This window comes from Yersinia sp. 2545 StPb PI (genome assembly GCF_052217125.1).
Lineage (GTDB): Bacteria > Pseudomonadota > Gammaproteobacteria > Enterobacterales > Enterobacteriaceae > Yersinia > Yersinia enterocolitica_E.
Genome location: NZ_JAZGPY010000001.1, coordinates 2,208,114 through 2,231,259, shown reverse-complemented (window position 1 = coordinate 2,231,259; position 23,146 = coordinate 2,208,114). Strand labels below are relative to the sequence as shown.

The following is a 23,146-nucleotide window of genomic DNA, read 5'->3' as shown; positions in this document are numbered from 1 at the left end:
AGTTGACTGGTCTATTAATATAGGACGCACCATGAAGACTGCTAAACTGTTCTCCCCTTTGAAAGTTGGCGCGCTCACATTGCCAAACCGCGTATTTATGGCTCCGCTAACGCGCTTGCGCAGCATTGAGCCAGGTGATATTCCAACTCCTCTGATGGCTGAATATTACCGTCAACGGGCCAGCGCCGGTTTGATTATTACCGAAGCCACCCAGATTTCTTTCCAGGCGAAAGGCTATGCGGGTGCTCCAGGGTTACACACTCAGGAACAGTTAAACGCCTGGAAAAAAATCACGCAGGCGGTGCATGAAGACGGTGGACATATTGCTGTACAGTTATGGCATGTCGGCCGTATCTCGCACTACAGTTTGCAGCCAGGTCAGCAAGCGCCGGTAGCACCTTCAGCCATTGCCGCGGATACCCGCACCACCGTGCGCGATGAAACGGGAGCCTGGGTACGCGTTCCCTGCTCCACCCCACGCGCCCTGGAAACAGAAGAGATCCCTGGCATCATTAATGATTTCCGTCAGGCAACAGCGAATGCCCGTGAAGCTGGCTTTGACTATATTGAATTGCATGCAGCCCACGGCTACCTGCTGCATCAATTTATGTCTCCGGCATCCAATCAACGTACCGACCAATACGGCGGTAGTATTGAAAACCGTACCCGTCTGACATTGGAAGTGGTTGATGCAACAGTAGCCGAATGGGGCGCTGAACATATTGGTATTCGTATTTCACCATTGGGGCCATTCAACGGCTTGGATAATGGCGAGGATCAGGAAGAGGCTGCGTTGTACCTCATTGACGAGTTGAACAAACGTCATATTGCTTATCTGCACATGTCGGAACCCGACTGGGCGGGTGGTAAGCCTTACTCCGACGCATTCCGTGATGCCGTCCGCGCCAAATTCAAAGGTGTGATTGTGGGTGCCGGTGCATACACGGCTGAAAAAGCTGAAGAGCTCATTGATAAAGGGTTTATTGATGCCGTCGCCTTTGGCCGTAGCTATATTTCTAACCCGGATCTGGTAACCCGCCTGCAACAACAGGCTCCGTTGAATGAACCAGATGGTGATACCTTCTATGGCGGTGGCGCAAAAGGTTATACCGACTACCCAACTCTGTGATTAGTCCGTAAATTAAATCATTGAATAACAGCCAGTTAGATTAACCCTCTGACTGGCTGTTTTGTTTATGGCTACAGGTGAGATAACACAAAAAATGGCGCAATTCCCCCCACTACGGATGATGTAATACAACCCCCGCTATCGACTTAGGTATTTAGTGATTCATTTCGAATTCTTTGGAAACAAGATAAAGCTATTGATTTTGTAAAAAATGACGAGTAGAAACAGAGGAATACTTACAGGGAGGATAAAATGGACAGCACTATTATTTCTGTTTTAACCATCAGTGGAGTAATAGCTTTAGGGGCTATGTCTCCAGGGCCGAGTTTCATCCTTGTTGCGCGAACGGCAATGTCATCCTCACTTAAAAATGGTTTAGCCGTTGCTTTAGGCATGGGCACCGGGTGTGCATTCTTTGCCTTGGTCGCTCTGCTTGGTTTGCAATCTTTGCTACTCACCGTACCTTGGCTATATATGTCACTTAAAATCGGCGGCGGTTTTTATCTCATTTATTTAGCCTTTAAAATGTTTTTCGCGCCTAAAAAAGCAATAAAATTTGAACCCGAGGTTGGCGGACAAACAAGTCTGTCTCGTTCGTTTTATATCGGGCTTATTACACAAATTAGTAATCCCAATACAGCATTGGTTTTTGGCGGCATATTTGCCGCAATCCTTACTCAGAATATCGTGGGCTGGATGTATATTGTGTTACCTGTTCTGGCATTCTTGATTGACCTCATTTGGTACGCAATCGTCGCTTGTGTCCTGTCAGCCCCGGTACCAAGAAACTATTATATGCGTTTCAAAATATATTTTGACAGTATTGGTGGTTTGGTCATGGCGCTGCTAGGCATCAAACTGATATTTCAGAAGTGACGGTACTCAACTATAAATTAACAGATTGTTTTTTAATGATATTACTTAACATGCAGATGATTAACCACAAGAACGCATAGCGGGAGAGTCGATTAAATTGATCTTCACATGATGGCAAAAAACACGATAATACCCGCAATAGCCCTCAATACGCCTACTGTGATTAATCTACGTATCCATTTAGCACCCTAGGTTAAAGAATAAATTGCTTCAACCACGAAGAGTATTATCGAAAATAAAAAAGAAAATAGGCTTACCAATAAATTAAATAAAGCTTCTGCTATCGCTACAACTAAAGAGTCCATTTAATGATTCATCCATAAGAATAGTACCCATAAAATTCCTACGACTAGCCACGGGATAATACCGATATTTTACTGAATCAGAATAGTGTACTGACATAATGTCACAAAAAAAGTCAATTTATTCCCCCCTTTCCAGGGACAATCCCGCCATAATGATAACCAAATATCAGAAGAGTCATGGTAGAGAGCGGGATGATATTACTATATGATTATGAATCAGTTTTGATTTATAATGATTTTAAGACTTTAAACTGTTGATTATAAAGAGGTATTATGAAGCGCTTACTCCATACCATGATCCGCGTTGGTGACCTGCAACGCTCTATCGATTTTTACACCAAGGTATTAGGGATGCGTTTATTGCGTACCAGCGAAAACACGGAGTATAAATACTCGCTGGCTTTCGTCGGTTATAGCGATGAAAGTGAAGGTTCAGTGATTGAACTGACCTATAACTGGGACGTGAACAGTTACGACATGGGGACTGCATTTGGTCACCTGGCGCTGGGCGTGGATGATGTTGCCGCTACCTGCGATCAAATTCGTCAGGCGGGTGGGAATGTGACCCGTGAAGCCGGCCCGGTAAAAGGCGGTAATACTATTATTGCTTTTGTCGAAGATCCCGACGGTTACAAAATCGAGTTAATCGAGAATAAGAGCGCCGGACACGGCCTTGGCAACTGATTAGCGCAAAGGCACCTAAGGTGCCTTTTTTCTCATCGCGATATCCCCCTGCATCCCGCGCTAAAATTTGACATAATGCGCGCTGAATTCGATGAAGATAAGAAACTGATGGTAGATAAAAGTGACCTTAACGCCCTAAGTGGCCGTTTTCGTGGGTATTACCCCGTTGTAATTGATGTGGAAACCGCCGGTTTTAATGCGCAAACCGATGCATTATTAGAAATTGCTGCCGTAACCTTGCAGATGAACAAGGATGGTTGGTTATTACCCGATGAAACGCTGCATTTCCATGTAGAACCATTTGAGGGTGCCAATCTGCAACCAGAAGCACTGGCATTTAATGGCATTGACCCAACCAACCCTTTGCGTGGTGCTGTGAGTGAATACGATGCTTTGCACGCCATCTTTAAAGCCGTGCGTAAAGGGCTGAAAGATCAAGGCTGTAACCGAGCTATTATCGTGGCACACAACGCCAATTTTGATCACAGCTTCGTGATGGCTGCTGCTGAACGCGCCAGTTTGAAACGTAACCCGTTCCACCCATTTGCAACCTTTGATACTGCGGCGCTCAGTGGGCTGGTGCTGGGGCAAACTGTGCTGGCGAAAGCCTGCCTGACGGCAGGTATTCCGTTTGATAGTAGTCAGGCGCACTCCGCATTGTATGACACCATGCAAACGGCAAAATTATTCTGTGAACTGGTCAACCGCTGGAAAAAACTGGGTGGCTGGCCTATACCAGCGGGGGAATCCGAATAGCGCAGTGTTCACGAAATAAGATTGTTCATGAGAGAAGACGCAACAATTTTACGTTCAAAAAAGGTGGCCCAAAGGCCACCTTTTTATTTTTGTCACAGAAAACACACATGCCCTATTCTGCGGCAGGCTTTTCTTCTTGTGCACGGTATTTGTCAGCGGTTTCTTTCAACAACTGTTGTAGTTCGCCACGCTGATACATTTCCATCAAAATGTCGCAACCGCCGACCAATTCACCATCAACCCACAATTGTGGGAAGGTTGGCCAGTTAGCATATTTTGGCAGTTCCGCACGAATATCCGGGTTTTGCAGGATATCAACATAAGCAAAGCGTTCGCCACAGGCAGACAGCGCCTGCACAGCCTGAGCCGAGAAACCGCAGTTTGGCAGCTTAGGTGAACCCTTCATATAAAGCAGGATTGGGTTTTCTGCTATCTGGCGCTGGATTTTATCAATCGTCGTCATTTCTTGCTTCCTCAAGCCATATAGTGGCTACAATACTTAGAACCTATCCATTAGGGCTGTTTTATTATTGCGTCCGGCCTATTGTAGCGACTGTTACCACTGGAATAAAACGCCATCTTTTGCAGGGGCTTTACTCCGTGGACGAATGGTTATATTGTCAGCTACAAATATGTGCATTTAGAATAACATTTTTGATCCCATCACTTCACTATTATCTTCTTTATGGGATTCCCCCTGCGGCTTCAAGTAGGAAAGAGATAACTCGTTGACGTATGGTTGATTTAAGTCCATTAGACGTGTGAAAAAGCGACAATATCTAAGCCATTAATGTTTTCTCACAATATCGATTAAGATCCTGTCGCTCTCTGCTTTTTTATATCGTGAGTTTCGGCAATACTGTGACTCTTCATATTCATCTCAGGGCAAGGTTGGTAGCGTTATTATGCGTTTAATATTTACGCTGTTTGTGCTGCTGTTTACCCAGCTATTTTTAAATCTGGCGCATGCGTCGCCGCAGGCTCATGTGTCTGCTGAGCAGAAGAAAGGACAGGTCAGCCAGGCCAGCCCTGATGATCGTAAAAAACGTAAAGCAGATAAAAGTACCAAAAAAGTAAAAGTAGCCAGCAATAAAACCCCTACCAGCAAAGTGACTACCAATAAAACAGCAACCAGCAGCGATAAAAAGAAAATTGCCGCCGGCACGACTAAAACCATTAAAAAGAAAACGCAGGAAGTCAGTAAAATCGCTACAAAAAAAACCAGCAATACGAAAAAAACCAATATTAAAACTGCAGCCAATAAAAAAGTGACTGCAGGTAAAAAAACAGAAAGAGTCGCTTATGGCCGACACAGAAATAAAACCCAAGGCAAAGCGGCTACCGAATTAGTCGCCAATAGTAAAATCAAGCTCAGTCCAGCGCATAAAAAACGCTATCAACACGCCAAACAGACCGCGATGAGCAAACTGATGAAGCAAGTTGGTAAACCTTATCGTTGGGGTGGCACCTCTCCTAATACCGGATTTGATTGCAGCGGGCTTATCTATTACGCCTATAAAGACGTGATCAGAATAAAAATGCCGCGTACCGCGAACGAGATGTATCACTTGCGTGACGCCGCCCCCGTCAAACGTGCTGAGCTGGAGAGCGGGGATTTAGTGTTCTTCAATATTGCCAACCGTGGCGTCGCCGACCATGTAGGCGTCTATCTGGGTAACGGTAAGTTCATTCAGTCCCCACGCACTGGTGAAGAAATTCGTATCAGTATGCTGGACAATGACTACTGGCAGGATCATTACGTTGGCGCACGCCGTGTGGTCACACCGAAAACCATCCGCTAAGACTTCAGTTTGCACCCGGTTGTCCTACCGGGTGCTGATGGCACAATAACGCCCCTGCACTTGTTATCCCCATGGCATAACGTTGATACAATAACCCATCAAATAGTATGGTTATATCTGTCATTCCTGTTGAAAGTTGTTAAGATTAATACCCACAACAAAAATACAACAATTAAGCTTTAACCGCTCTTCGCCACCTCACTGCCCGTGGCAATTGATGTGATTTGAGGAGCAAACACCCTGAGCAACCCCGAAAGGAGAGAGCGATGTCTTTTGAATTACCGGCATTACCCTATGCGCAAAATGCGCTAGAGCCCCACATCTCAGCTGAAACGCTGGAATACCACTACGGCAAGCATCACAACACCTATGTGGTTAATCTCAATAACTTGATTAAAGATACTGAGTTTGCGGGTAAGACGCTGGAAGAGATTGTAAAAACCTCTAATGGCGGGATCTTTAATAATGCGGCCCAAGTCTGGAACCACTCCTTCTACTGGCACTGCCTGTCACCTAACGGCGGCGGCGAACCTACGGACAAAGTTGCCGATGCCATTAATCAATCATTTGGTTCTTTTGCTGAATTTAAAGCACAATTTACTGATGCGGCAGTAAAAAACTTTGGTGCGGGCTGGACCTGGCTGGTTAAAAAAGCAGATGGCACACTGGCGATTGTCAGTACGTCTAATGCAGCAACTCCACTGACCACCAACGATAAACCAGTGTTAACCGTAGATGTGTGGGAACATGCTTACTATATTGATTACCGCAATGCGCGGCCAAAATACCTGGAAAACTTCTGGGCACTGGTTAACTGGTCTTTCGTTGAGAAAAATTTAGCCTGATACGGCAAGAAGAGTGACAACCCATCGTCGCATTACGCGTAAAAATAATTAAGGGCGGGATTAACCCGCCCTACTTATCACTTCACACCGGCAAGCGGTTTAATTAATTCATTACCGCCACGAAGCTAAAGACAATAATCATCGCCAGCGCACCAACAGTCGTAATCAGCGACATTTTCAGATTGGTATCCATAAAAACTCCTTAGCCGGTTAGTTTGTAGTAGGGAAAAGGCACATAGTTAGTGTGTTAAATTATTTTCCCACAGTTCAGAAAAAAAATCTTGTGCTCATTACGCACTTTATAACTTTGATTACCCCTTTCACTTTTCCTCCAGATCAGCCAAAATTCGCAGTTCATAACTGCATACCGACTAATAACGTCCAATAAATACTCTCAGACAATCAGCTGATTTAACTTCCCAGCCTAATATCGTGTTTTTGTCTGAGCGGTTTTCGGGTTATGCAGGCAAACGATTAACATAATACTTACCCTACTGTAACCGGTAAGCTTAGGAGTCATTCTTTTTATGGCAACGATTAAAGATGTGGCCAAACACGCGGGTGTGTCCACCACCACCGTTTCGCACGTTATCAACAAAACTCGTTTCGTCGCCGAGAATACCAAGGCTGCGGTGTGGGCTGCCATTAAAGAACTGCATTATTCACCCAGCGCTGTAGCCCGCAGTTTGAAAGTTAATCACACTAAATCAATTGGTTTACTGGCAACATCCAGCGAAGCGCCCTATTTTGCCGAAGTGATCGAAGCGGTCGAAAATAGTTGTTATAGCAAAGGTTATACCCTGATTTTATGTAATTCTCATAATAATCTGGACAAGCAAAAAGCTTATCTGGCGATGTTGGCACAAAAACGTGTCGATGGGTTGCTGGTGATGTGTTCAGAATATCCTGAGCAGCTACTCGGGATGTTGGAAGAATATCGCAATATCCCAATGGTCGTCATGGATTGGGGAACCGCACGGGGTGATTTTACTGACTCGATTATTGATAACGCTTTTGAAGGCGGCTATTTGGCGGGCCGTTACCTGATTGAGCGCGGTCATCGTGACATTGGGGCTATCCCCGGCCAGTTAGCCCGTAATACCGGTGGTGGCCGCCACCAGGGCTTCCTGAAAGCACTGGAAGAAGCAAATATTACCCTGCGTGATGAGTGGGTGGTCCAAGGGGATTTTGAACCGGAATCCGGTTATAAAGCGATGCATCAAATCCTGACACAAAAACATCGCCCAACGGCGGTGTTCTGTGGCGGCGATATTATGGCCATGGGCGCGATATGTGCTGCTGATGAGTTGGGCCTACGGGTACCACAAGATATTTCGGTGATCGGGTATGATAATGTGCGTAATGCGCGCTATTTCTCGCCGGCGCTAACCACTATTCACCAGCCCAAAGAGCGCTTGGGCGAAACGGCCTTTGCCATGTTACTTGACCGTATTGTCAGCAAACGTGAAGATTCGCAGACCATTGAGGTACACCCTAAACTGATTGAGCGCCGTTCTGTCGCTGATGGCCCGTTCCTCGATTATCGCCGTTAATCCTCTCCTGCCGGTAGTGTTTAGCTCTACCGGCGGCTAATCTTGCCTCATTAATCCTCAGTCATTGATTGATAACTCACTGTCATCTTTCAACCATTCGGTATTAAGTGTGACACTGTCACCTAGATATTCCAGCAGCCAGGCCAATGCTGGTGAATGGTTGTTCTGCTCCCAGGTCAAGCAACATGGACTATCGGGCAACGGTTCAGCCAGCGTCAGTGCCGCTAGCTTCCCTTGCTCAATCAACGGCGATACCATGTGTGCCGGCACCATCCCGATGCACAATCCTGCACACAGGCAATCGATTCCCGTTGCCCAGTCCGGGGCGACCAATCGCTGCTGGTTTGCTAAAGTCCAGGTGTCACGTTTAGGTAAATTACGGGCGGTATCTTCCAGGCAAAGTGAGGGATAAGGCCGTAACTGATTATCGCTAAGTGGCTCGGTTAATTGGGCTAAAGGATGATCGACACTCACCACACAATGCCAGCTTAAAAAGCCCATATCGCGAAAGATGAACCGCCCACCGACCGGGATCGCGCGGGTCGCACCAATGGCCATTTCCGCCTGCCCATCCACCAGCGCATCCCACACACCGTTGAATACTTCATAGCGTACCCGCAGTTCAATATCAGGAAAATGTCGGTAAAAATCCAACACTAAACGGCGACTACGCTGTGGTTTAACAATTTTATCTATTACTATATTTAACTGCCCACGCCAACCATTCGCCACCTGTTGACACTGACGGCGTGTGTCATTCATTTTTTTGATAACATCTCGCGCATCTTTAATAAAAACCACGCCAGCTTCGGTTAATTCCACATCGCGATGACGTCGTTCAAACAACGGAACGGCCAACCACTCTTCCAACTGGCGCACCGTATAACTAATCGCAGACGGTACGCGGTGCAATTCTTGAGCAGCAGCACTGAAACTCCCAGTACGGGCTACTGCGTCCACCACATCCAGTGAATATTCAGACCACATAGTTTTTCACCTTTTTACATCACCAATTTGCTATCAAATTTTTTAATAGCATGGTGCAAATATTACCGTTTCACAACAGAATATCGCAGCGGATAGAATGCCCTCCGCAATTAATTTTCTATAACAGAAGTTTTGCCTGCAAAAAATTATAATTTAGCCAACGTCATTGGAGCCGCTGCTAACACCTCTGCGGTTTCAAGGACCAAGGATATAAAGAGAAATAAAGAGAAATAAAGAATGAAAACGTCGTCTGGTTTTATGTTCTATCTGGCCGGTCTGAGTATGTTGGGCTATTTGGCCACTGACATGTATCTACCCGCTTTTGGCGCAATGCAACAAGAGCTTCAAACGTCTGCCGGCGCCATCAGTGCCAGCTTAAGTATCTTCCTCGCCGGTTTTGCTATCGCTCAGCTTATCTGGGGACCCGTATCGGATAAGTTAGGCCGTAAACCGGTACTGTTAGCCGGTTTGGCGTTATTTGCCATCGGTTGTCTGGGGATTTTATGGGTTGAAAATGCGACACAATTATTGGTACTCCGCTTTATTCAGGCGGTAGGGGTGTGTTCTGCTGCTGTAAGTTGGCAGGCGTTAGTGGTAGACCGTTATCGCGATGGCAAGGCCAATCGCGTGTTTGCCACCATTATGCCGCTCGTAGCACTCTCTCCAGCGTTAGCTCCGCTACTGGGTGCCTGGTTATTAAACCACTTCAGTTGGCGTTCAATTTTTGTAGTGCTACTGGCCGTTACGTTGCTGCTATTGATCCCAACGGCGCGGTTGAACGAACGCAAAAAAACCGCACAAGATAATGCTGCACGCATTAGCACCAACATCAGTTTCTGGCAGTTGCTTAAGTCGGCAACATTCAGTGGCAACGTGATGATGTTTGCTGCCTGTAGTGCCGGTTTCTTTGCCTGGTTAACCGGTTCACCTTTTATTCTGGGTGATATGGGTTATAGCCCGAATGTCATCGGATTAAGTTATGTCCCCCAGACCCTGGCCTTCCTGTTAGGTGGATTTGGTTGTCGCAGTGCTCTTTCCCGAATCAAGGGTAATACCTTGCTGCCGTGGCTGTTGGCGGGATATGCAATCAGCATGATTGCACTTTATCTGATAGCAACGTTAACCACGCCGACGCTACTGACCTTACTTATTCCATTCTGCATAATGGCGCTGGTGAATGGTGCCTGCTACCCTATTATCGTAGCGAATGCATTAATGCCTTTTCCAGCTAACACCGGTAAAGCAGCCGCGCTGCAAAATACGCTTCAGCTCGGGTTATGTTTTGTTGCCAGTATGTTGGTATCGGCCTATATCAGCCAGCCATTGCTGGCAACAGTGACCGTGATGCTGTCGACCGTGGTGCTGGCGTTTTTAGGATATGGCATTCATTGCTACGCATTGCGAAAAGAAAAAAATGATACTAATCCGATGCCCAACGTCATCGGTGTTACAGCAAAGCAACAAACGAATGAACCACGGTGAGCCTGGATAAGGAATGATTCGGGTCGGAAATCGATTTGAACGCTGCAAGCGGCAGCCTGATAGAGGCGAGACCCAAGGATGGGCTAAGTAACGAGAGCCGCTAACACCGCGGTAGCGTCAAGGACGAAGTGAATTAATTTCCAATAGAAATAGTCACTAAGGAACACGTGAGCCGGGTGTGATTTATTATTGAGAAAGCCTCTCGGCAAGCCTATACTCGATTTAACCAATTACGATATCATTAAAAAAAAGCATTATCTTAAGTACTTTCTGTGCGCGTGGATTGCGTCACATTTACGCTTATGGATGAGTTACCCTAAATCAATCTTTATTAGGGTTTCTTCTTAATCTTCCTCTGTCCGTTATGGATATTAGACACCAAGGTCACGACAACCTTATTGGTATGAATCTGCATATATCGCGGGTCATAAGTCAGAAGAAAGTGATGGAGAAGCTATGAGTTCATCCTGTATAGAAGACCAGAGTATTCAAGAAACCCCTTGGTTTCGCATTGTACAAGAAATGCTGAATCGGGCTGATATTGAAATCAATGGCTCACGCCCTTTCGACATTCGAATCAATAACCCAGACTTTTTCAAACGAATACTTCAAGAAGGATCTTTGGCATTAGGTGAGAGTTATATGGACGGCTGGTGGGAATGTGACCGCTTGGATATCTTTTTCCAACGGGTTCTCAGGGCTGGCCTGGAAAATCAACTTCCACACCATCTCAAAGATACTTTACGCATTGCTGCTGCGCGTATTATTAATTTGCAATCAAAGAAAAGAGCCTGGATTGTTGGCAAAGAACATTACGATCTGGGTAATGATCTGTTTAGCCTAATGCTCGATTCGAATATGCAATACTCATGCGCTTACTGGAAAGATGCCACGACCCTTGAGCAAGCGCAGGAAAATAAACTGCGGATGATCTGCGAAAAACTTCAATTGGCTCCGGGCATGACATTGCTCGATATCGGTTGTGGCTGGGGAGGCCTCGCAGCCTATGCTGCCCGGCATTACGGCGTCGCCGTTTCCGGTGTGACCATTTCGGCTGAACAACAAAAACTGGCACAAAAACGCTGTGAAGGTTTAGACGTCACTATTTTATTGCAAGACTATCGTGATCTGAACGAACAGTTCGATCGTATCGTTTCTGTCGGTATGTTCGAGCATGTCGGGCCAAAGAACTATCACACCTATTTTGATGTGGTAAACCGCAATTTGAAGCCAGATGGCTTGTTCTTACTGCACACTATCGGTGCTAATCGTACTGATCTGAGTATCGATCCGTGGATTAATAAATATATCTTCCCTAATGGCTGCCTGCCGTCAGTAAAACATATTGCTAACGCCAGTGAGCCTTATTTTATTATGGAAGATTGGCACAATTTTGGCGCTGATTATGATCGCACCCTGATGGCGTGGTATGAACGTTTTCAAGCCGCGTGGCCGAGCCTGGCTGCGAATTACTCGTCGCGATTTGAGCGGATGTTTAGCTATTATCTCAATGCCTGTGCGGGTGCTTTCCGCGCCAGAGACATCCAACTGTGGCAAGTATTATTCAGCCCTAACGGGGTCGAGGGTGGGATTCGCGTGCCGCGTTAATACTTAAAAGAGGACAGGTGGACTGCCTGTCCTATCCTATTTACGTTAAGCCCACATTTATCCGCGAGTGGCCTTATCAACTACCGGCGTAGCGAGCACAGTTTCCCGCTGAGCCAATACCCGCTCAACCGTGTCCACCACCGCCTGGGTTTGTGGATCGATCTCGATATTTACCCGATGTCCCAAACGCTTTTTACCTAATGTGGTCCGCGACAGTGTTTCTGGTATCAGATGTACACAGAAGCGGTTCCCCACAACCTCACCAATAGTTAGGCTGATACCATCAATACCGATAAAACCTTTGTGTAACACATACTTCATTAAATCAAAGCTGGGCATACGAAACCAGATCTGACGATTATTTTCTGATGTGTATATCTTGGCAATCTCAGCAGTACAAATAATATGACCGGACATGAGATGCCCACCGATTTCATCGCTGAATTTAGCCGCACGTTCCAAATTAACGGTATCACCAACCTTAATATCGCCCAAATTGGTAATACGCAGTGTCTCCTTCATTAAATCAAAGCTAACCCGATTACCCTCAACGGCGGTGACTGTCAGACAGCAACCATTGTGGGCAACAGAAGCGCCTAACGCTAATTCAGGCAACATCTCCGCTGGCATGTCTACTACATGGGTGCGGAAATTTGATTTTTCTTCGATGGCAACCACCGGCGCGGTGCCTTGAACAATACCGGTAAACATACGCCATGCCTCTTATCTGTAGAAAGAAAGTTTCTTTGCCTTGATTTTGCCTCAGAAGATAAGGAAAACCAAACCACTTACACTAAAAAAACAGATAAGAGGTATTTAGCTGATAATTAGCAACAAAGATTGCTTAAGCGCGATGAGCAGGTACAATCCTTCATTGTTTTTCCGCTATTTTATTTATCGCCCATGGCGCGATAAATAGTCGTTATTGAAATCATAACTAGGTTATACCCAAGTTACTTCGAGATACAGGTAGGCGGCAACCGCGTGAACCTCCAGGAGCTTAGATAACTAAGTGTCTGGAGTGAGCAAGGGCAGCCAACACCCCTGTATATTGAAGGGCGACGGGTAGAGAAAGGTGCATACGTGCAGAAGTATATCGTCGAAGCGCGTAGCTTATTGGCTCTCGCTATTCCCGTTGTCATCGCGCAATTATCTCAAACCGCCATGGGCGTGGTTGACACCATTATGGCCGGTTCTGTCAGTGCTACTGATATGGCTGCCGTGGCGGTAGGTACTTCTATCTGGTTACCGGCTATTTTATTTGGCCATGGTTTGTTGTTGGCACTAACCCCGACAGTTGCACAGCTCAACGGTTCCGGGCGTCGCAATCAAATTGCCCATCAAGTCAGGCAAGGGTTTTGGCTGGCGTTTTGCGTTTCACTGCTAATTATGTTTGTTCTATATAATAGCGACCACGTTATTATGCAAATGCATAATATTGACCCCGTGCTAGCAGATAAAGCCGTGGGCTTCCTGCATGCCATTATGTGGGGTGCGCCGGGCTATCTCTTCTTCCAGGTGCTACGTAATCAATGTGAAGGATTATCCAAAACCAAGCCGGGGATGGTTATCGGCTTTATTGGTTTGCTCGTGAATATTCCGGTTAACTATATTTTCATCTACGGGAAATTCGGTGCTCCGGCATTGGGTGGCGTCGGGTGCGGGGTGGCAACAGGCACAGTCTACTGGGTGATGTTCCTGATGATGCGCTGGTATGTCACCCGCGCTCGTTCACAGCAAGATATCAAACTGGAGAAAGGGTTCGCCGCACCGGACTGGCAAGTAATGAAACGCTTGGGTGGCCTAGGCCTGCCGGTTGCTCTGGCACTCTTCTTTGAAGTGACGCTGTTCGCGGTTGTCGCCTTACTGGTTTCACCCCTGGGCATTGTCGCTGTTGCCGGGCACCAAATTGCGCTCAACTTTAGTTCATTAATGTTTATGTTACCGATGTCGCTGAGCGTAGCAGCCACCATTCGTGTTGGTTTCCGCCTCGGTCAAGGCTCGGTAGAACAAGCGAGAGTGGCCGCTTATACCAGTATTGCCGTGGGTTTAATGCTGGCCTGTGTCACTGCGGTATTTACCGTTATTTTCCGCGAGCACATTGCCTTGCTGTACAACAAAACACCGGCAGTGGTAATGATGGCCTCGCACTTGATGTTGCTGGCCGCTATTTACCAGCTATCGGATGCGATTCAAGTAATCGGTAGCGGTGTGCTACGTGGTTATAAGGATACACGTTCGATCTTCTTTATTACCTTTACTGCCTATTGGTTACTGGGGTTACCGAGTGGTTACGTGCTGGGGCTGACCGATTATATCGTGCCCGCCATGGGGCCAAGTGGTTTCTGGATTGGGTTCGTTATTGGCTTAACTTCTGCGGCGATTTTAATGGCACTGCGCATCCGCTGGTTACAAAAACAGCCAGCAGCATTTATCCTGCAAAAGGCGGCGCATTAGTACCGATAGTCTCTGGCGTGACAGGCAGAATTCATATTGGCAAGTCGCGACTGCGTAAAACACCGAGGTGGAGAAAAAAACAGCGCAATGGGCAAAAGCGCAGCAATTACGTGAGTTTGCGGTGAATATTGTGTTTTTCCCCTTGCCAGCAGACGGGCAGCTCGTTAATATTCGTCCCCGCTGTCAGCATTGATGGTGAGTAATAAAAGAGGATGCGTCCGTAGCTCAGTTGGTTAGAGCACCACCTTGACATGGTGGGGGTCGATGGTTCGAGTCCATTCGGACGCACCAAATTTATTGCAGGTAGATAGCGTTAAATATTTTGTTAGTTCAGTCGCTAAGGTAGTAGTCGTTGCAGTTGGTAACACTGTAGCGTCAAGTCAGTAGGGTAATGTGCGTCCGTAGCTCAGTTGGTTAGAGCACCACCTTGACATGGTGGGGGTCGATGGTTCGAGTCCATTCGGACGCACCACTCTGGCAACAGGTTTATCATCTTTAGATGCGTTCTTAGCTCAGTTGGTTAGAGCACCACCTTGACATGGTGGGGGTCGATGGTTCGAGTCCATTAGAACGCACCACTCTGCATTTGCGGTTTACTCTCTGTTTTCTTAATCTTCCCAATACTCTTTTACCCCCTATTCCCTGCAATATATAACCGAGATAAAGCAATAAATATCAACCAATCGCCCTGCCACCTCCTGCTTGTTTTTCAACCCTGGATTGGCTAAAAATGTTAAACATCACACCAGTTGCGCAACAAAATAAGAAATATTCGCAATACTTGCGCGACTAATTCCCCCTTTTTATAAAAAACGGCAATGAGTTTCTGTTTTCTATTTCATTTCCCGTTAGTTACCGCTTATAATACGAACCGTCGTTTCAGTTGAATGGTTTCAGCATCTTGATCTGCCGATACGCTAAAAAAATACAACTCACATTTACGCCATCGTATACCGATCATGCGGTTAGCCTCGTGCTAAAGTTTTCCGCTCAACTTCCGCAACTGTCATCTATCCTTAGTAATGTTTTGCTTCTTTGTAACGTTTCGCTACACCAGACACTAATCAGATCCCACTCCGTTGATCTCATTAACGGAACTTTCGTTTTTAATCCATCACAACTTGTAGAAAAATCCTCATGAACATGAACGACAAAAAGACTAAAATTGTTTGTACTATCGGTCCCAAAACCGAATCTGAAGAAATGCTGACAAAACTGCTTGATGCCGGCATGAACGTTATGCGTTTGAACTTTTCTCATGGTGACTATGAAGAACATGGTCAACGTATCAAGAATATTCGTGCTGTCATGGCAAAAACCGGCCACAAAGCTGGCATCCTGCTGGACACCAAAGGCCCTGAAATCCGTACCATGAAACTGGAAGGCGGCAAAGATGCAGCCCTGGTTGCCGGTCAAACTTTCACCTTTACCACGGATCAAAGTGTTATCGGTAACGACAACATCGTTGCTGTGACTTATCCCGGTTTTGCTGCTGACCTGAAAATTGGTAATACCGTGCTGGTTGACGATGGTCTGATCGGCATGGAAGTGACTGAAGTCACTGAAAGTACCGTGGTATGTAAAGTACTGAACAACGGTGACCTGGGTGAAAACAAAGGCGTTAACCTGCCAGGCGTTTCTATCCAGCTACCTGCATTGGCTGAAAAAGATAAAGCTGACCTGATCTTTGGTTGTGAGCAAGGTGTGGACTTCGTTGCAGCCTCGTTTATCCGTAAACGTTCAGACGTGCTGGAAATTCGCGAACACCTGAAAGCGCACGGTGGCGAGCATATCCAAATCATCTCTAAAATCGAAAACCAGGAAGGTCTGAATAACTTCGACGAAATCCTGGAAGCATCTGACGGTATCATGGTTGCCCGTGGTGACCTGGGTGTTGAGATCCCGGTTGAAGAAGTTATCTTCGCGCAGAAGATGATGATTGAGAAATGTAACCGCGCTCGCAAAGTTGTTATCACTGCAACGCAAATGCTCGATTCAATGATCAAAAACCCACGCCCTACCCGTGCAGAAGCTGGCGACGTTGCTAACGCCATTCTGGATGGTACAGACGCCGTGATGCTGTCGGGTGAAAGCGCCAAGGGTAAGTACCCATTAGAGTCTGTCACCATCATGGCGACCATCTGTGAGCGTACAGACCGAATTATGCCTAGCCGCATTGATACGCTGAATGATAATCGTAAAATGCGAATCACCGAAGCCGTTTGCCGTGGCGCGGTAGAAACAGCAGAAAAGCTGGAAGCAAAACTGATTATCGTTGCCACTGGTGGCGGTAAATCAGCAAAATCAGTGCGTAAATACTTCCCTACCGCCACCATTCTGGCATTGACCACCAATGAAACCACCGCACGTCAGCTTATTCTGACTAAAGGCGTGGTGACTCAACTGGTCGATAAGATTGCTTCAACTGATGATTTCTACCGCATCGGTAAGGAAGCTGCTTTGGCCAGCGGTCTGGCACAGAAAGGCGAAGTTGTGGTTATGGTTTCTGGTGCTCTGGTAGCAAGTGGCACCACCAATACTGCTTCGGTGCACGTGTTATAATCCCAACACGTCCTCTCGGATGATAATTAAAAACGCCGCTTTCAATAGCGGCGTTTCCTTTTTTAAACCATCCAAATAAACTTTCTGAAAAATCTGCTTTATCCCAACTGCGTTAAAGCCATTTTTTCAAATAAGACTTATCCCATAGAATCCGGCTGTTTTGCCTCGTTTTTTTAACTTTTTTTTAAAACAAGGTGCTTCTTTGAGCGAACGATCAAAATAAACCCCTCTAACACTAAAAATTTATTCTCTTTCGAAAAAACTTTGTGTAATACTTGTAACGCTACATGGAGATTAACTTAATCTAGAGGGTGTTAATAATGAATCGTACTAAACTTGTACTGGGCGCGGTAATCCTAGCTTCAACTATGCTGGCTGGTTGTTCAAGCAATGCTAAAATCGACCAACTGTCTTCTGACGTTCAAACTCTGAACGCTAAAGTTGACCAACTGAGCAACGACGTGAACGCAATCCGTTCTGACGTTCAAGCAGCTAAAGACGATGCAGCACGTGCTAACCAACGTCTGGACAACCAAGCTCACGCTTACAAGAAGTAATATTACTTCCTGAAAATGAAAAATGGCGCACATTGTGCGCCATTTTTTTACCCCGCTAAAATGAATCCCTGACGTTACCTTCCTTGATATCGACCTTCCTTTGCTACTGACTCGCCATGCCATCCTGCGGTTACTGCTACACGCTTTGCCACGACGGATAAGTTGCCATGGCAAAGGTGCATCTAAAACTTAATTAGCGGCGGAGTAGACCGGACCTGGCTGAACCAGCTTAGGTGCGGCTTCATCAGCCGGTTGCTGCTCTTCTGTCTGCGGTTGTGCCTGTTGCTCGCCCTGAGGCGCTACAGCGGCCGGAGCCTCTACAGGGGCAGTCTCACCTACCGTTACGATGACGGGCATGCCAGCGCGGCGTACAATCGCATCCTGGACCACTTGAGCATCAGTCTGGCTGTCACTCATAAACTTCAGTAGGCTGCTGCTAATCGCAATTGGCATCGTTTGTGGGTCATCACTGTCTACACGGGACAACGGCTGATGAACTTCCACATAACGTTTACCATCAGGTTCTACGGAATATTTAACCGGTTCGTTGACTATCTGTACGCGAGTACCTTTAGGTACTGAGCTGAACAGTGCCTTGATATCATCAGGACGTAAACGGATACACCCGGAGCTGACACGCATACCGATACCAAAGTTGGCATTAGTACCGTGGATCAAGTACTCACCGCCGCCGGCTGACAGACGCATAGCAAACAGGCCCATTGGGTTTTCCGGCCCTGCTGGAACAACTGATGGCAAGGTAACGCCTTGTGCCAGGTAGTGCTTACGGATGTTCGCAGTCGGTGTCCAAGTCGGATTCGGGATCTTCTGGCTAACAGACGTCGTCATCGTCGGAGTATTACGCCCTAACTGGCCGATACCGATAGGATATACGATGACCTTGTTCTGGCCTTTAGGGTAGTAATAAAGACGCAGCTCAGCCAGGTTGATGACGATACCTTCACGTGGGGTATCAGGCAGCAACATCTGGGTCGGGATAGTTAATACTGAACCCGGTAACGGCAAATACGGGTCAGCACCTGGGTTGGCTTCGAGCATCCCCAGCAAACCGATTTTATAATCGGCAGCAATAGCCTCAAGCGGACGGCCATCGTTTGGAACGGTATAGGTAGTATTTTCACCAATCAGACGGCTATTGGCTGGCGGCAGAGGATACTCGGTCGCATTGGCAGCGGTGATACTTCCCGCCATACAAGTTGCGAATAACATACCAATCAAAGTTAATGCACGTTTCATGCTTAGTTCCTACATCACTTCTTCAAATTCGGTTTACACGGCTATACCCGATAGATTTCAAGTTGCAGGAAGGCGGCAAACAAATGAATCCCGCTGAGCTTACGCAAGTAAGTGATTCGGGGGGATGAGAGCAGCCAACACACCAGCAGTTTGAAAGATGACGGGTATATCTACGTTAATTCTAGCAGCCAATTATAAGGCCAACATATAGTAACAGCCATTATTATAAAGGCAATTTATATCTCTAGAAATCAAGGTGTTACAAAGTAATTTATTATGCTTTATCCAGCAAGAAAGCCGATTTAACCTGCTGAAATTCCACCATTTTAAGACTGTGACCCATGACGCAAAAATGGTCAACCGCCGAGGAATAAAGCACAAAATGTTGGCATGAATTAGTGAGTTTTTAAACTTGCCGCTTTAATACGAATAGCACGGATCATCGCTTCCAGACCTTGCGAACGCGATGGTGTCAGGTGCTGACTCAGGGCTAAGTCGGCAAAAAATGGCCGAACATCCAATTCGATTATCTGTTGTGGCGTTAAACCTTGATAAAGGATAAACACCACCGCGACCAACCCTTTAACGATAGCCGCATCACTGTCACCGGCAAAAACCACCTGGCCCTCATCAGAGGTTGTCATGGCAATCCACACTTGGCTTTGGCAACCGGAAATAAGATTCTCCGGCTGGCGCTGCTGTTCCGTTAACGCTGCCAACTGCCCACCCAACTCGATCACATACAGATACTTTTCTTCCCAATTCAAACAACGGGAAAAGTTACGAATCAATTTATCTTTATCTGGCAAAACAGCCATAGCGTGCTTCCTGATACCCTTTGTACTTGATGCCGCAGGAGATTAAGGCCCCACTGCCCCGCCAAATTACACGAACGCGTAAGCTCATTGGCATTAATGAGCTTCATCCTGCGGCATCAATAATGTGGTAGTAGTTGATTTTAGGTACGGCGCTTATTAATAGCACTCAACCTAGCAATTTTTCAATGCGCTGTAGCCCTGCCACCAAGCGATCTACTTCCTCACGGGTATTATAAAGTGCTAATGAGGCACGACACATACTCGGAACCTGGTAGAACGCCATCAGAGGCATGGCACAATGATGACCAGTACGAATCGCGATACCGTATTGGTCAAGGAAACTGCCAACATCATACGCGTGGTGCACCCCTAAATTAAACGCGATAACCCCGGCACGGGCTTGCGGGCCATAAAGTGTCAGGCTGTTTACCTGACCCAGTTGCTCCAAGGCATACTGCATCAGCGACTGCTCATAGTGCTGGATCTGCGCAAGTCCAACATCAGTAACATAACTGATTGCCGCACCCAGCCCCATAATGCCTGCGGTATTGGGTGAACCAGCCTCGAAACGCCATGGCGCATCAGCAAAAGTGGTACCTTGCGTCAGGCTAACGGTTTTGATCATCGAACCGCCCCCTTCCCATGGCGGCATGTGTTGTAGCAGTTCACTCTTGCCGTATAAAATACCAATGCCTGACGGCCCATAAAGTTTATGGCCGGAGAAGACATAAAAATCACAATCCAATGCCTGCACATCTATCGATTGATGCATGATAGCCTGCGCACCATCCACCAGCACCACCAGACCAGCAGCTTTAGCCTGAGCAACAATCTGCTGTATGGGATTCACGGTCCCCAATACATTGGAAACCTGAGTAATCGCCAACAACCGGGTGGTATCATCAATCAAGCCCGCCAATGCCGCCAACTCAAGTTCCCCGGTCGCCGTCAGCGGCCAGATACGAATTTCAACACCCAAGTCAGTTGCTAACATCTGCCACGGCACAATATTGGCGTGATGCTCCATCTCAGTGATGATGATGCTGTCACCGGCGCTCAGGAAATGACGGCCATAACTGTTAGCCACCAGGTTGATGGCCTCGGTAGTCCCTTTAACGAAAACAATCTCTTCAGCCGAGGCGGCATTAATAAAACCCGCAACCTGGCTGCGCACCGCTTCCATCTGTTGGGTCGCTTCGCTACTTAGGGTATGGATACCACGATGGACTGCGGCATAACCCTCACGATAAAAGTTAAGCTCCCTGTCGATGACCACTTGTGGCTTCTGTGCGCTGGCGGCGCTGTCCAGATAGGCCAGCGGCTGGCCGTTAACCTGACGGCTCAGCAGTGGAAAGTCAGCTCTGACCTGTTCGATAGGGAAACTCATAGCGATTCTCCGGCTAAGCGCTCAGCAATCCGCGCCAGCACCACTTTGCGAATGGCATCGCTGTGAATGGCTTCCGTCAATTCGGCTGCAAAGGCAAAAATAATCATCTGTTGCGCATCAGCCTGATTAATCCCGCGCGATTGCAGATAAAAAAGCTGTTCCGCATCAATGCGCCCAACCGTCGCACCATGACTGCATTTCACATCATCAGCATAAATCTCTAACTGTGGCTTGGTATCAACTTCAGCCAATTTACTCAACAGTAAATTATTGTTGGTCATCTGGCCGTCAGTTTTTAATGCATGTTGAGCCACTTTAATCATGCCGTTAAAGATAGCTTTACCCCGTTCACGCACAATGGTTTTGTGTAACTGGCGGCTTTCACAATAACCTTTGTTGTGCTCCAGATAGCTGCGGGTATCGCAGATTTCGCGCCCTATCGGGAGCAGCAAGCTATTAATGGATAACGTAGCACCTTCGCCGTTCAGCTGGGCGCTGGTATTATGACGGGTCAACCCGGCACCCAGCAGGAAACTATAACTACGCGCCCGCGCATCACGACTTAATACCAGATCATTATGGGCAAAGTGATAGCTGTGAGGGGTTTCAAATGCCAACTTACAATGGCGTAGTTCAGCATTATCACCTACCTCAATGGTAAGCCGTGCGCCGGTAAAGTGAGGCTGCTCACTCAGACTGACGAAATGTTCAATCACTTCAGCCTGTGCATTAGCTTCAATCACCAGATGGTGTCGGTAGTGACTGGTATTCACAACGTCAGAATCATTGCCTGAGCTGATATGCAGCAGATAGAGCGGCTTCTCACTGTGTTTCCCCACCGGCAATCGGATATGCAGACTTTCCTGCGCCAGACTTTCCGTCAGATGCAAAAACACCTCAGACTGGATCGCCGGAGGAAACTGCGTATTTCCACTCAGGTTGGTCAGTTGATAAGGGCCACACTCAATATCACTGAGTTCAGGTGCATATCGGCCATCAATAAAGACTAAACGATGAGCATCTTGCACCAACGACAGTTCATCGCGTTGGCTAGCCGTCACCTGCGCAGGGCTGGCGAAACTGAAATTATTGACCAGCAAACGTTCCAGTGGCGTGTATTTCCAGTCTTCATGTTTAAAGCTCGGGAAACCCAACTGTAACACCTGTTGCCAGTGCGCACTGGCCTGTGTTGAATGGCCATGCTGGCGCAGATTAAACAGTTGACCGAATTGTTTCAGTGCATCACTGCGCTGTTTTTGTTGCAGATGCTGCTGTTCCAGCATTTTACTGTTGGTCGGTAAGCCAGCCATAGCCTTGCTCCTCCAACTGTTTTACCAATGTGAAATCACCTGACTTAATGATCCGCCCCTGATACAGCACATGCACAAAGTCGGGTTTTACATAATCAAGGATACGCTGATAGTGAGTCACAATAATAAATGCACGGTTTTCGTTACGTAGCGAGTTAACCCCGTTAGCGACAATTTTCAGCGCATCAATATCCAGCCCAGAGTCGGTTTCATCCAGAATACATAACGAGGGTTCCAGTGCCGCCATTTGCAGAATATCGTTACGTTTCTTTTCGCCGCCGGAGAAGCCCACATTAACCGAACGGGTCAGCAAGTCAGCCGGCATTTTCAGTAACTCAATTTTTTCTTCAATGAAATCAGCGAAATCAAAACGGTCCAATGGCTCTTGCTGGCGATATTTACGCACCGCATTGACGGCAGTTTGCAAGAAGAAATGGTTACTGACACCCGGAATTTCCACTGGGTACTGAAAAGCCAAAAATACGCCTTCACCCGCGCGATCCTCTGGGTCCAACTCCAGCAGGTCTTTCCCTTTAAAGGTTATATGCCCCTCGGTCACCTCATACTCTTCACGCCCCGCCAACGCGGCAGATAATGTACTTTTCCCTGAGCCGTTTGGCCCCATGATGGCGTGCACTTCACCGGGTTTGATCTCCAGATCCAAACCTTTGAGGATTTCATTACCTTCAACACTGACTTTTAAATTCTTAATGCTTAACATAGGGTTCCTTGGTGCGCCAGAGCGCAAAACTCTGCGAATGCGTGTTTCAA

21 protein-coding genes and 3 tRNA genes are annotated in these 23,146 nt (G+C 47.0%); 15 read left to right on the top strand and 9 right to left on the bottom strand.

Annotated elements, in window-relative coordinates:
- Window positions 1-31 precede the first annotated feature (31 nt).
- The 4 genes from V1955_RS10375 to rnt all read left to right on the top strand — a co-directional run bounded on the left by V1955_RS10375 (window position 32) and on the right by rnt (window position 3,750).
- Window positions 32-1,129: an alkene reductase gene (locus tag V1955_RS10375; protein WP_442820863.1), complete on the top strand. Its 1,098-nt coding sequence runs from the start codon at window positions 32-34 to the stop codon at window positions 1,127-1,129.
- A gap of 252 nt (window positions 1,130-1,381) precedes the next feature.
- Window positions 1,382-2,005 carry a LysE family translocator gene (locus tag V1955_RS10370; protein WP_442820862.1) on the top strand — a complete coding sequence of 208 codons (624 nt, stop codon included), beginning with the start codon at window positions 1,382-1,384 and terminating at the stop codon, window positions 2,003-2,005.
- 578 nt (window positions 2,006-2,583) lie between these two features.
- On the top strand, window positions 2,584-2,994 hold the full coding sequence (gloA, locus tag V1955_RS10365; RefSeq protein ID WP_005184478.1) for a lactoylglutathione lyase: 411 nt from the start codon (window positions 2,584-2,586) through the stop codon (window positions 2,992-2,994).
- Between the two features lie 75 nt (window positions 2,995-3,069).
- Window positions 3,070-3,750, top strand: a complete 681-nt coding sequence (gene rnt / locus V1955_RS10360) for a ribonuclease T (RefSeq protein WP_442820861.1) — start codon at window positions 3,070-3,072, stop codon at window positions 3,748-3,750.
- Window positions 3,751-3,862: 112 nt separating this feature from the next.
- Here rnt and V1955_RS10355 read toward each other — a convergent pair whose 3' ends face one another.
- Window positions 3,863-4,213, bottom strand: coding sequence for a Grx4 family monothiol glutaredoxin (locus tag V1955_RS10355; protein WP_083158738.1), 351 nt, complete (start codon window positions 4,211-4,213; stop codon window positions 3,863-3,865).
- A 442-nt stretch (window positions 4,214-4,655) separates the two neighbouring features.
- Between V1955_RS10355 and V1955_RS10350 the strand changes: the two genes are divergently transcribed.
- The gene (locus V1955_RS10350) at window positions 4,656-5,552 is read left to right on the top strand and encodes a C40 family peptidase (protein ID WP_083158737.1); all 897 of its coding nucleotides are present in this window, start codon (window positions 4,656-4,658) and stop codon (window positions 5,550-5,552) included.
- 266 nt (window positions 5,553-5,818) lie between these two features.
- The gene (gene sodB / locus V1955_RS10345) at window positions 5,819-6,397 is read left to right on the top strand and encodes a superoxide dismutase [Fe] (protein WP_442820860.1); all 579 of its coding nucleotides are present in this window, start codon (window positions 5,819-5,821) and stop codon (window positions 6,395-6,397) included.
- Window positions 6,398-6,500: 103 nt separating this feature from the next.
- On the opposite strand, the gene cydH is transcribed toward sodB, so the two are convergent.
- Window positions 6,501-6,590: a cytochrome bd-I oxidase subunit CydH gene (gene cydH / locus V1955_RS10340; protein WP_019079325.1), complete on the bottom strand. Its 90-nt coding sequence runs from the start codon at window positions 6,588-6,590 to the stop codon at window positions 6,501-6,503.
- Window positions 6,591-6,924: 334 nt separating this feature from the next.
- Here cydH and purR point away from each other — a divergent pair, with 334 nt between their 5' ends.
- Complete coding sequence (gene purR, locus V1955_RS10335) at window positions 6,925-7,950, top strand: HTH-type transcriptional repressor PurR (RefSeq protein WP_083158735.1); 1,026 nt, start codon at window positions 6,925-6,927, stop codon at window positions 7,948-7,950.
- Between the two features lie 57 nt (window positions 7,951-8,007).
- On the opposite strand, the gene punR is transcribed toward purR, so the two are convergent.
- Window positions 8,008-8,937: a DNA-binding transcriptional activator PunR gene (punR, locus tag V1955_RS10330; protein ID WP_083158734.1), complete on the bottom strand. Its 930-nt coding sequence runs from the start codon at window positions 8,935-8,937 to the stop codon at window positions 8,008-8,010.
- A 237-nt stretch (window positions 8,938-9,174) separates the two neighbouring features.
- On the opposite strand from punR, the gene punC reads away from it, so the two are divergent.
- Window positions 9,175-10,419: a purine nucleoside transporter PunC gene (gene punC / locus V1955_RS10325; protein ID WP_083158733.1), complete on the top strand. Its 1,245-nt coding sequence runs from the start codon at window positions 9,175-9,177 to the stop codon at window positions 10,417-10,419.
- Window positions 10,420-10,875: 456 nt separating this feature from the next.
- A complete protein-coding gene (gene cfa / locus V1955_RS10320; RefSeq protein ID WP_083158732.1) occupies window positions 10,876-12,027 on the top strand; it encodes a cyclopropane fatty acyl phospholipid synthase in 1,152 nt (383 codons plus the stop codon).
- A 57-nt stretch (window positions 12,028-12,084) separates the two neighbouring features.
- Here the strand turns inward: cfa and V1955_RS10315 are convergent, their stop codons facing one another.
- Complete coding sequence (locus V1955_RS10315) at window positions 12,085-12,738, bottom strand: riboflavin synthase subunit alpha (RefSeq protein ID WP_083158731.1); 654 nt, start codon at window positions 12,736-12,738, stop codon at window positions 12,085-12,087.
- Between the two features lie 372 nt (window positions 12,739-13,110).
- On the opposite strand from V1955_RS10315, the gene V1955_RS10310 reads away from it, so the two are divergent.
- The 6 genes from V1955_RS10310 to V1955_RS10285 all read left to right on the top strand — a co-directional run bounded on the left by V1955_RS10310 (window position 13,111) and on the right by V1955_RS10285 (window position 17,603).
- Window positions 13,111-14,484, top strand: a complete 1,374-nt coding sequence (locus V1955_RS10310; RefSeq protein ID WP_083158730.1) for an MATE family efflux transporter — start codon at window positions 13,111-13,113, stop codon at window positions 14,482-14,484.
- A 214-nt stretch (window positions 14,485-14,698) separates the two neighbouring features.
- Window positions 14,699-14,775 (top strand) — tRNA-Val (locus V1955_RS10305).
- A gap of 104 nt (window positions 14,776-14,879) precedes the next feature.
- A tRNA-Val gene (locus V1955_RS10300) sits at window positions 14,880-14,956 on the top strand.
- A gap of 29 nt (window positions 14,957-14,985) precedes the next feature.
- Window positions 14,986-15,062 (top strand) — tRNA-Val (locus tag V1955_RS10295).
- Between the two features lie 565 nt (window positions 15,063-15,627).
- Window positions 15,628-17,046, top strand: coding sequence for a pyruvate kinase PykF (pykF, locus tag V1955_RS10290; protein WP_372569885.1), 1,419 nt, complete (start codon window positions 15,628-15,630; stop codon window positions 17,044-17,046).
- Window positions 17,047-17,366: 320 nt separating this feature from the next.
- Window positions 17,367-17,603: a major outer membrane lipoprotein gene (locus V1955_RS10285; RefSeq protein WP_005165631.1), complete on the top strand. Its 237-nt coding sequence runs from the start codon at window positions 17,367-17,369 to the stop codon at window positions 17,601-17,603.
- Window positions 17,604-17,792: 189 nt separating this feature from the next.
- Here the strand turns inward: V1955_RS10285 and V1955_RS10280 are convergent, their stop codons facing one another.
- The 5 genes from V1955_RS10280 to sufC all read right to left on the bottom strand — a co-directional run bounded on the left by V1955_RS10280 (window position 17,793) and on the right by sufC (window position 23,096).
- Entirely contained in the window at window positions 17,793-18,860 is a 1,068-nt protein-coding gene (locus tag V1955_RS10280) for a L,D-transpeptidase family protein (protein ID WP_083158729.1), read from the bottom strand.
- A gap of 395 nt (window positions 18,861-19,255) precedes the next feature.
- Window positions 19,256-19,678, bottom strand: coding sequence for a cysteine desulfuration protein SufE (gene sufE / locus V1955_RS10275; RefSeq protein ID WP_083158728.1), 423 nt, complete (start codon window positions 19,676-19,678; stop codon window positions 19,256-19,258).
- Window positions 19,679-19,844: 166 nt separating this feature from the next.
- Window positions 19,845-21,065 (bottom strand): cysteine desulfurase SufS, encoded by a 1,221-nt coding sequence (sufS, locus tag V1955_RS10270; protein ID WP_420073173.1) that lies wholly within the window; start codon window positions 21,063-21,065, stop codon window positions 19,845-19,847.
- Complete coding sequence (gene sufD / locus V1955_RS10265; RefSeq protein ID WP_083158726.1) at window positions 21,062-22,375, bottom strand: Fe-S cluster assembly protein SufD; 1,314 nt, start codon at window positions 22,373-22,375, stop codon at window positions 21,062-21,064. Before sufD ends, sufS begins: the two co-directional genes overlap by 4 nt.
- Window positions 22,350-23,096 carry a Fe-S cluster assembly ATPase SufC gene (gene sufC, locus V1955_RS10260; RefSeq protein WP_083158725.1) on the bottom strand — a complete coding sequence of 249 codons (747 nt, stop codon included), beginning with the start codon at window positions 23,094-23,096 and terminating at the stop codon, window positions 22,350-22,352. The genes sufD and sufC overlap by 26 nt, the downstream gene beginning before the upstream one ends.
- Between the last annotated feature and the right edge of the window lie 50 nt (window positions 23,097-23,146).

What these genes read in the sequence shown, in the direction of transcription:
- V1955_RS10375 (WP_442820863.1), top strand. Translation starts at nt 32, where the DNA reads ATGAAGACTGCTAAACTGTTCTCCCCTTTGAAAGTTGGCGCGCTCACA.
- V1955_RS10370 (WP_442820862.1), top strand. Translation starts at nt 1,382, where the DNA reads ATGGACAGCACTATTATTTCTGTTTTAACCATCAGTGGAGTAATAGCT.
- gloA (WP_005184478.1), top strand. Translation starts at nt 2,584, where the DNA reads ATGAAGCGCTTACTCCATACCATGATCCGCGTTGGTGACCTGCAACGC.
- rnt (WP_442820861.1), top strand. Translation starts at nt 3,070, where the DNA reads ATGCGCGCTGAATTCGATGAAGATAAGAAACTGATGGTAGATAAAAGT.
- V1955_RS10355 (WP_083158738.1), bottom strand. Translation starts at nt 4,213, where the DNA reads ATGACGACGATTGATAAAATCCAGCGCCAGATAGCAGAAAACCCAATC.
- V1955_RS10350 (WP_083158737.1), top strand. Translation starts at nt 4,656, where the DNA reads ATGCGTTTAATATTTACGCTGTTTGTGCTGCTGTTTACCCAGCTATTT.
- sodB (WP_442820860.1), top strand. Translation starts at nt 5,819, where the DNA reads ATGTCTTTTGAATTACCGGCATTACCCTATGCGCAAAATGCGCTAGAG.
- cydH (WP_019079325.1), bottom strand. Translation starts at nt 6,590, where the DNA reads ATGGATACCAATCTGAAAATGTCGCTGATTACGACTGTTGGTGCGCTG.
- purR (WP_083158735.1), top strand. Translation starts at nt 6,925, where the DNA reads ATGGCAACGATTAAAGATGTGGCCAAACACGCGGGTGTGTCCACCACC.
- punR (WP_083158734.1), bottom strand. Translation starts at nt 8,937, where the DNA reads ATGTGGTCTGAATATTCACTGGATGTGGTGGACGCAGTAGCCCGTACT.
- punC (WP_083158733.1), top strand. Translation starts at nt 9,175, where the DNA reads ATGAAAACGTCGTCTGGTTTTATGTTCTATCTGGCCGGTCTGAGTATG.
- cfa (WP_083158732.1), top strand. Translation starts at nt 10,876, where the DNA reads ATGAGTTCATCCTGTATAGAAGACCAGAGTATTCAAGAAACCCCTTGG.
- V1955_RS10315 (WP_083158731.1), bottom strand. Translation starts at nt 12,738, where the DNA reads ATGTTTACCGGTATTGTTCAAGGCACCGCGCCGGTGGTTGCCATCGAA.
- pykF (WP_372569885.1), top strand. Translation starts at nt 15,628, where the DNA reads ATGAACGACAAAAAGACTAAAATTGTTTGTACTATCGGTCCCAAAACC.
- V1955_RS10285 (WP_005165631.1), top strand. Translation starts at nt 17,367, where the DNA reads ATGAATCGTACTAAACTTGTACTGGGCGCGGTAATCCTAGCTTCAACT.
- V1955_RS10280 (WP_083158729.1), bottom strand. Translation starts at nt 18,860, where the DNA reads ATGAAACGTGCATTAACTTTGATTGGTATGTTATTCGCAACTTGTATG.
- sufE (WP_083158728.1), bottom strand. Translation starts at nt 19,678, where the DNA reads ATGGCTGTTTTGCCAGATAAAGATAAATTGATTCGTAACTTTTCCCGT.
- sufS (WP_420073173.1), bottom strand. Translation starts at nt 21,065, where the DNA reads ATGAGTTTCCCTATCGAACAGGTCAGAGCTGACTTTCCACTGCTGAGC.
- sufD (WP_083158726.1), bottom strand. Translation starts at nt 22,375, where the DNA reads ATGGCTGGCTTACCGACCAACAGTAAAATGCTGGAACAGCAGCATCTG.
- sufC (WP_083158725.1), bottom strand. Translation starts at nt 23,096, where the DNA reads ATGTTAAGCATTAAGAATTTAAAAGTCAGTGTTGAAGGTAATGAAATC.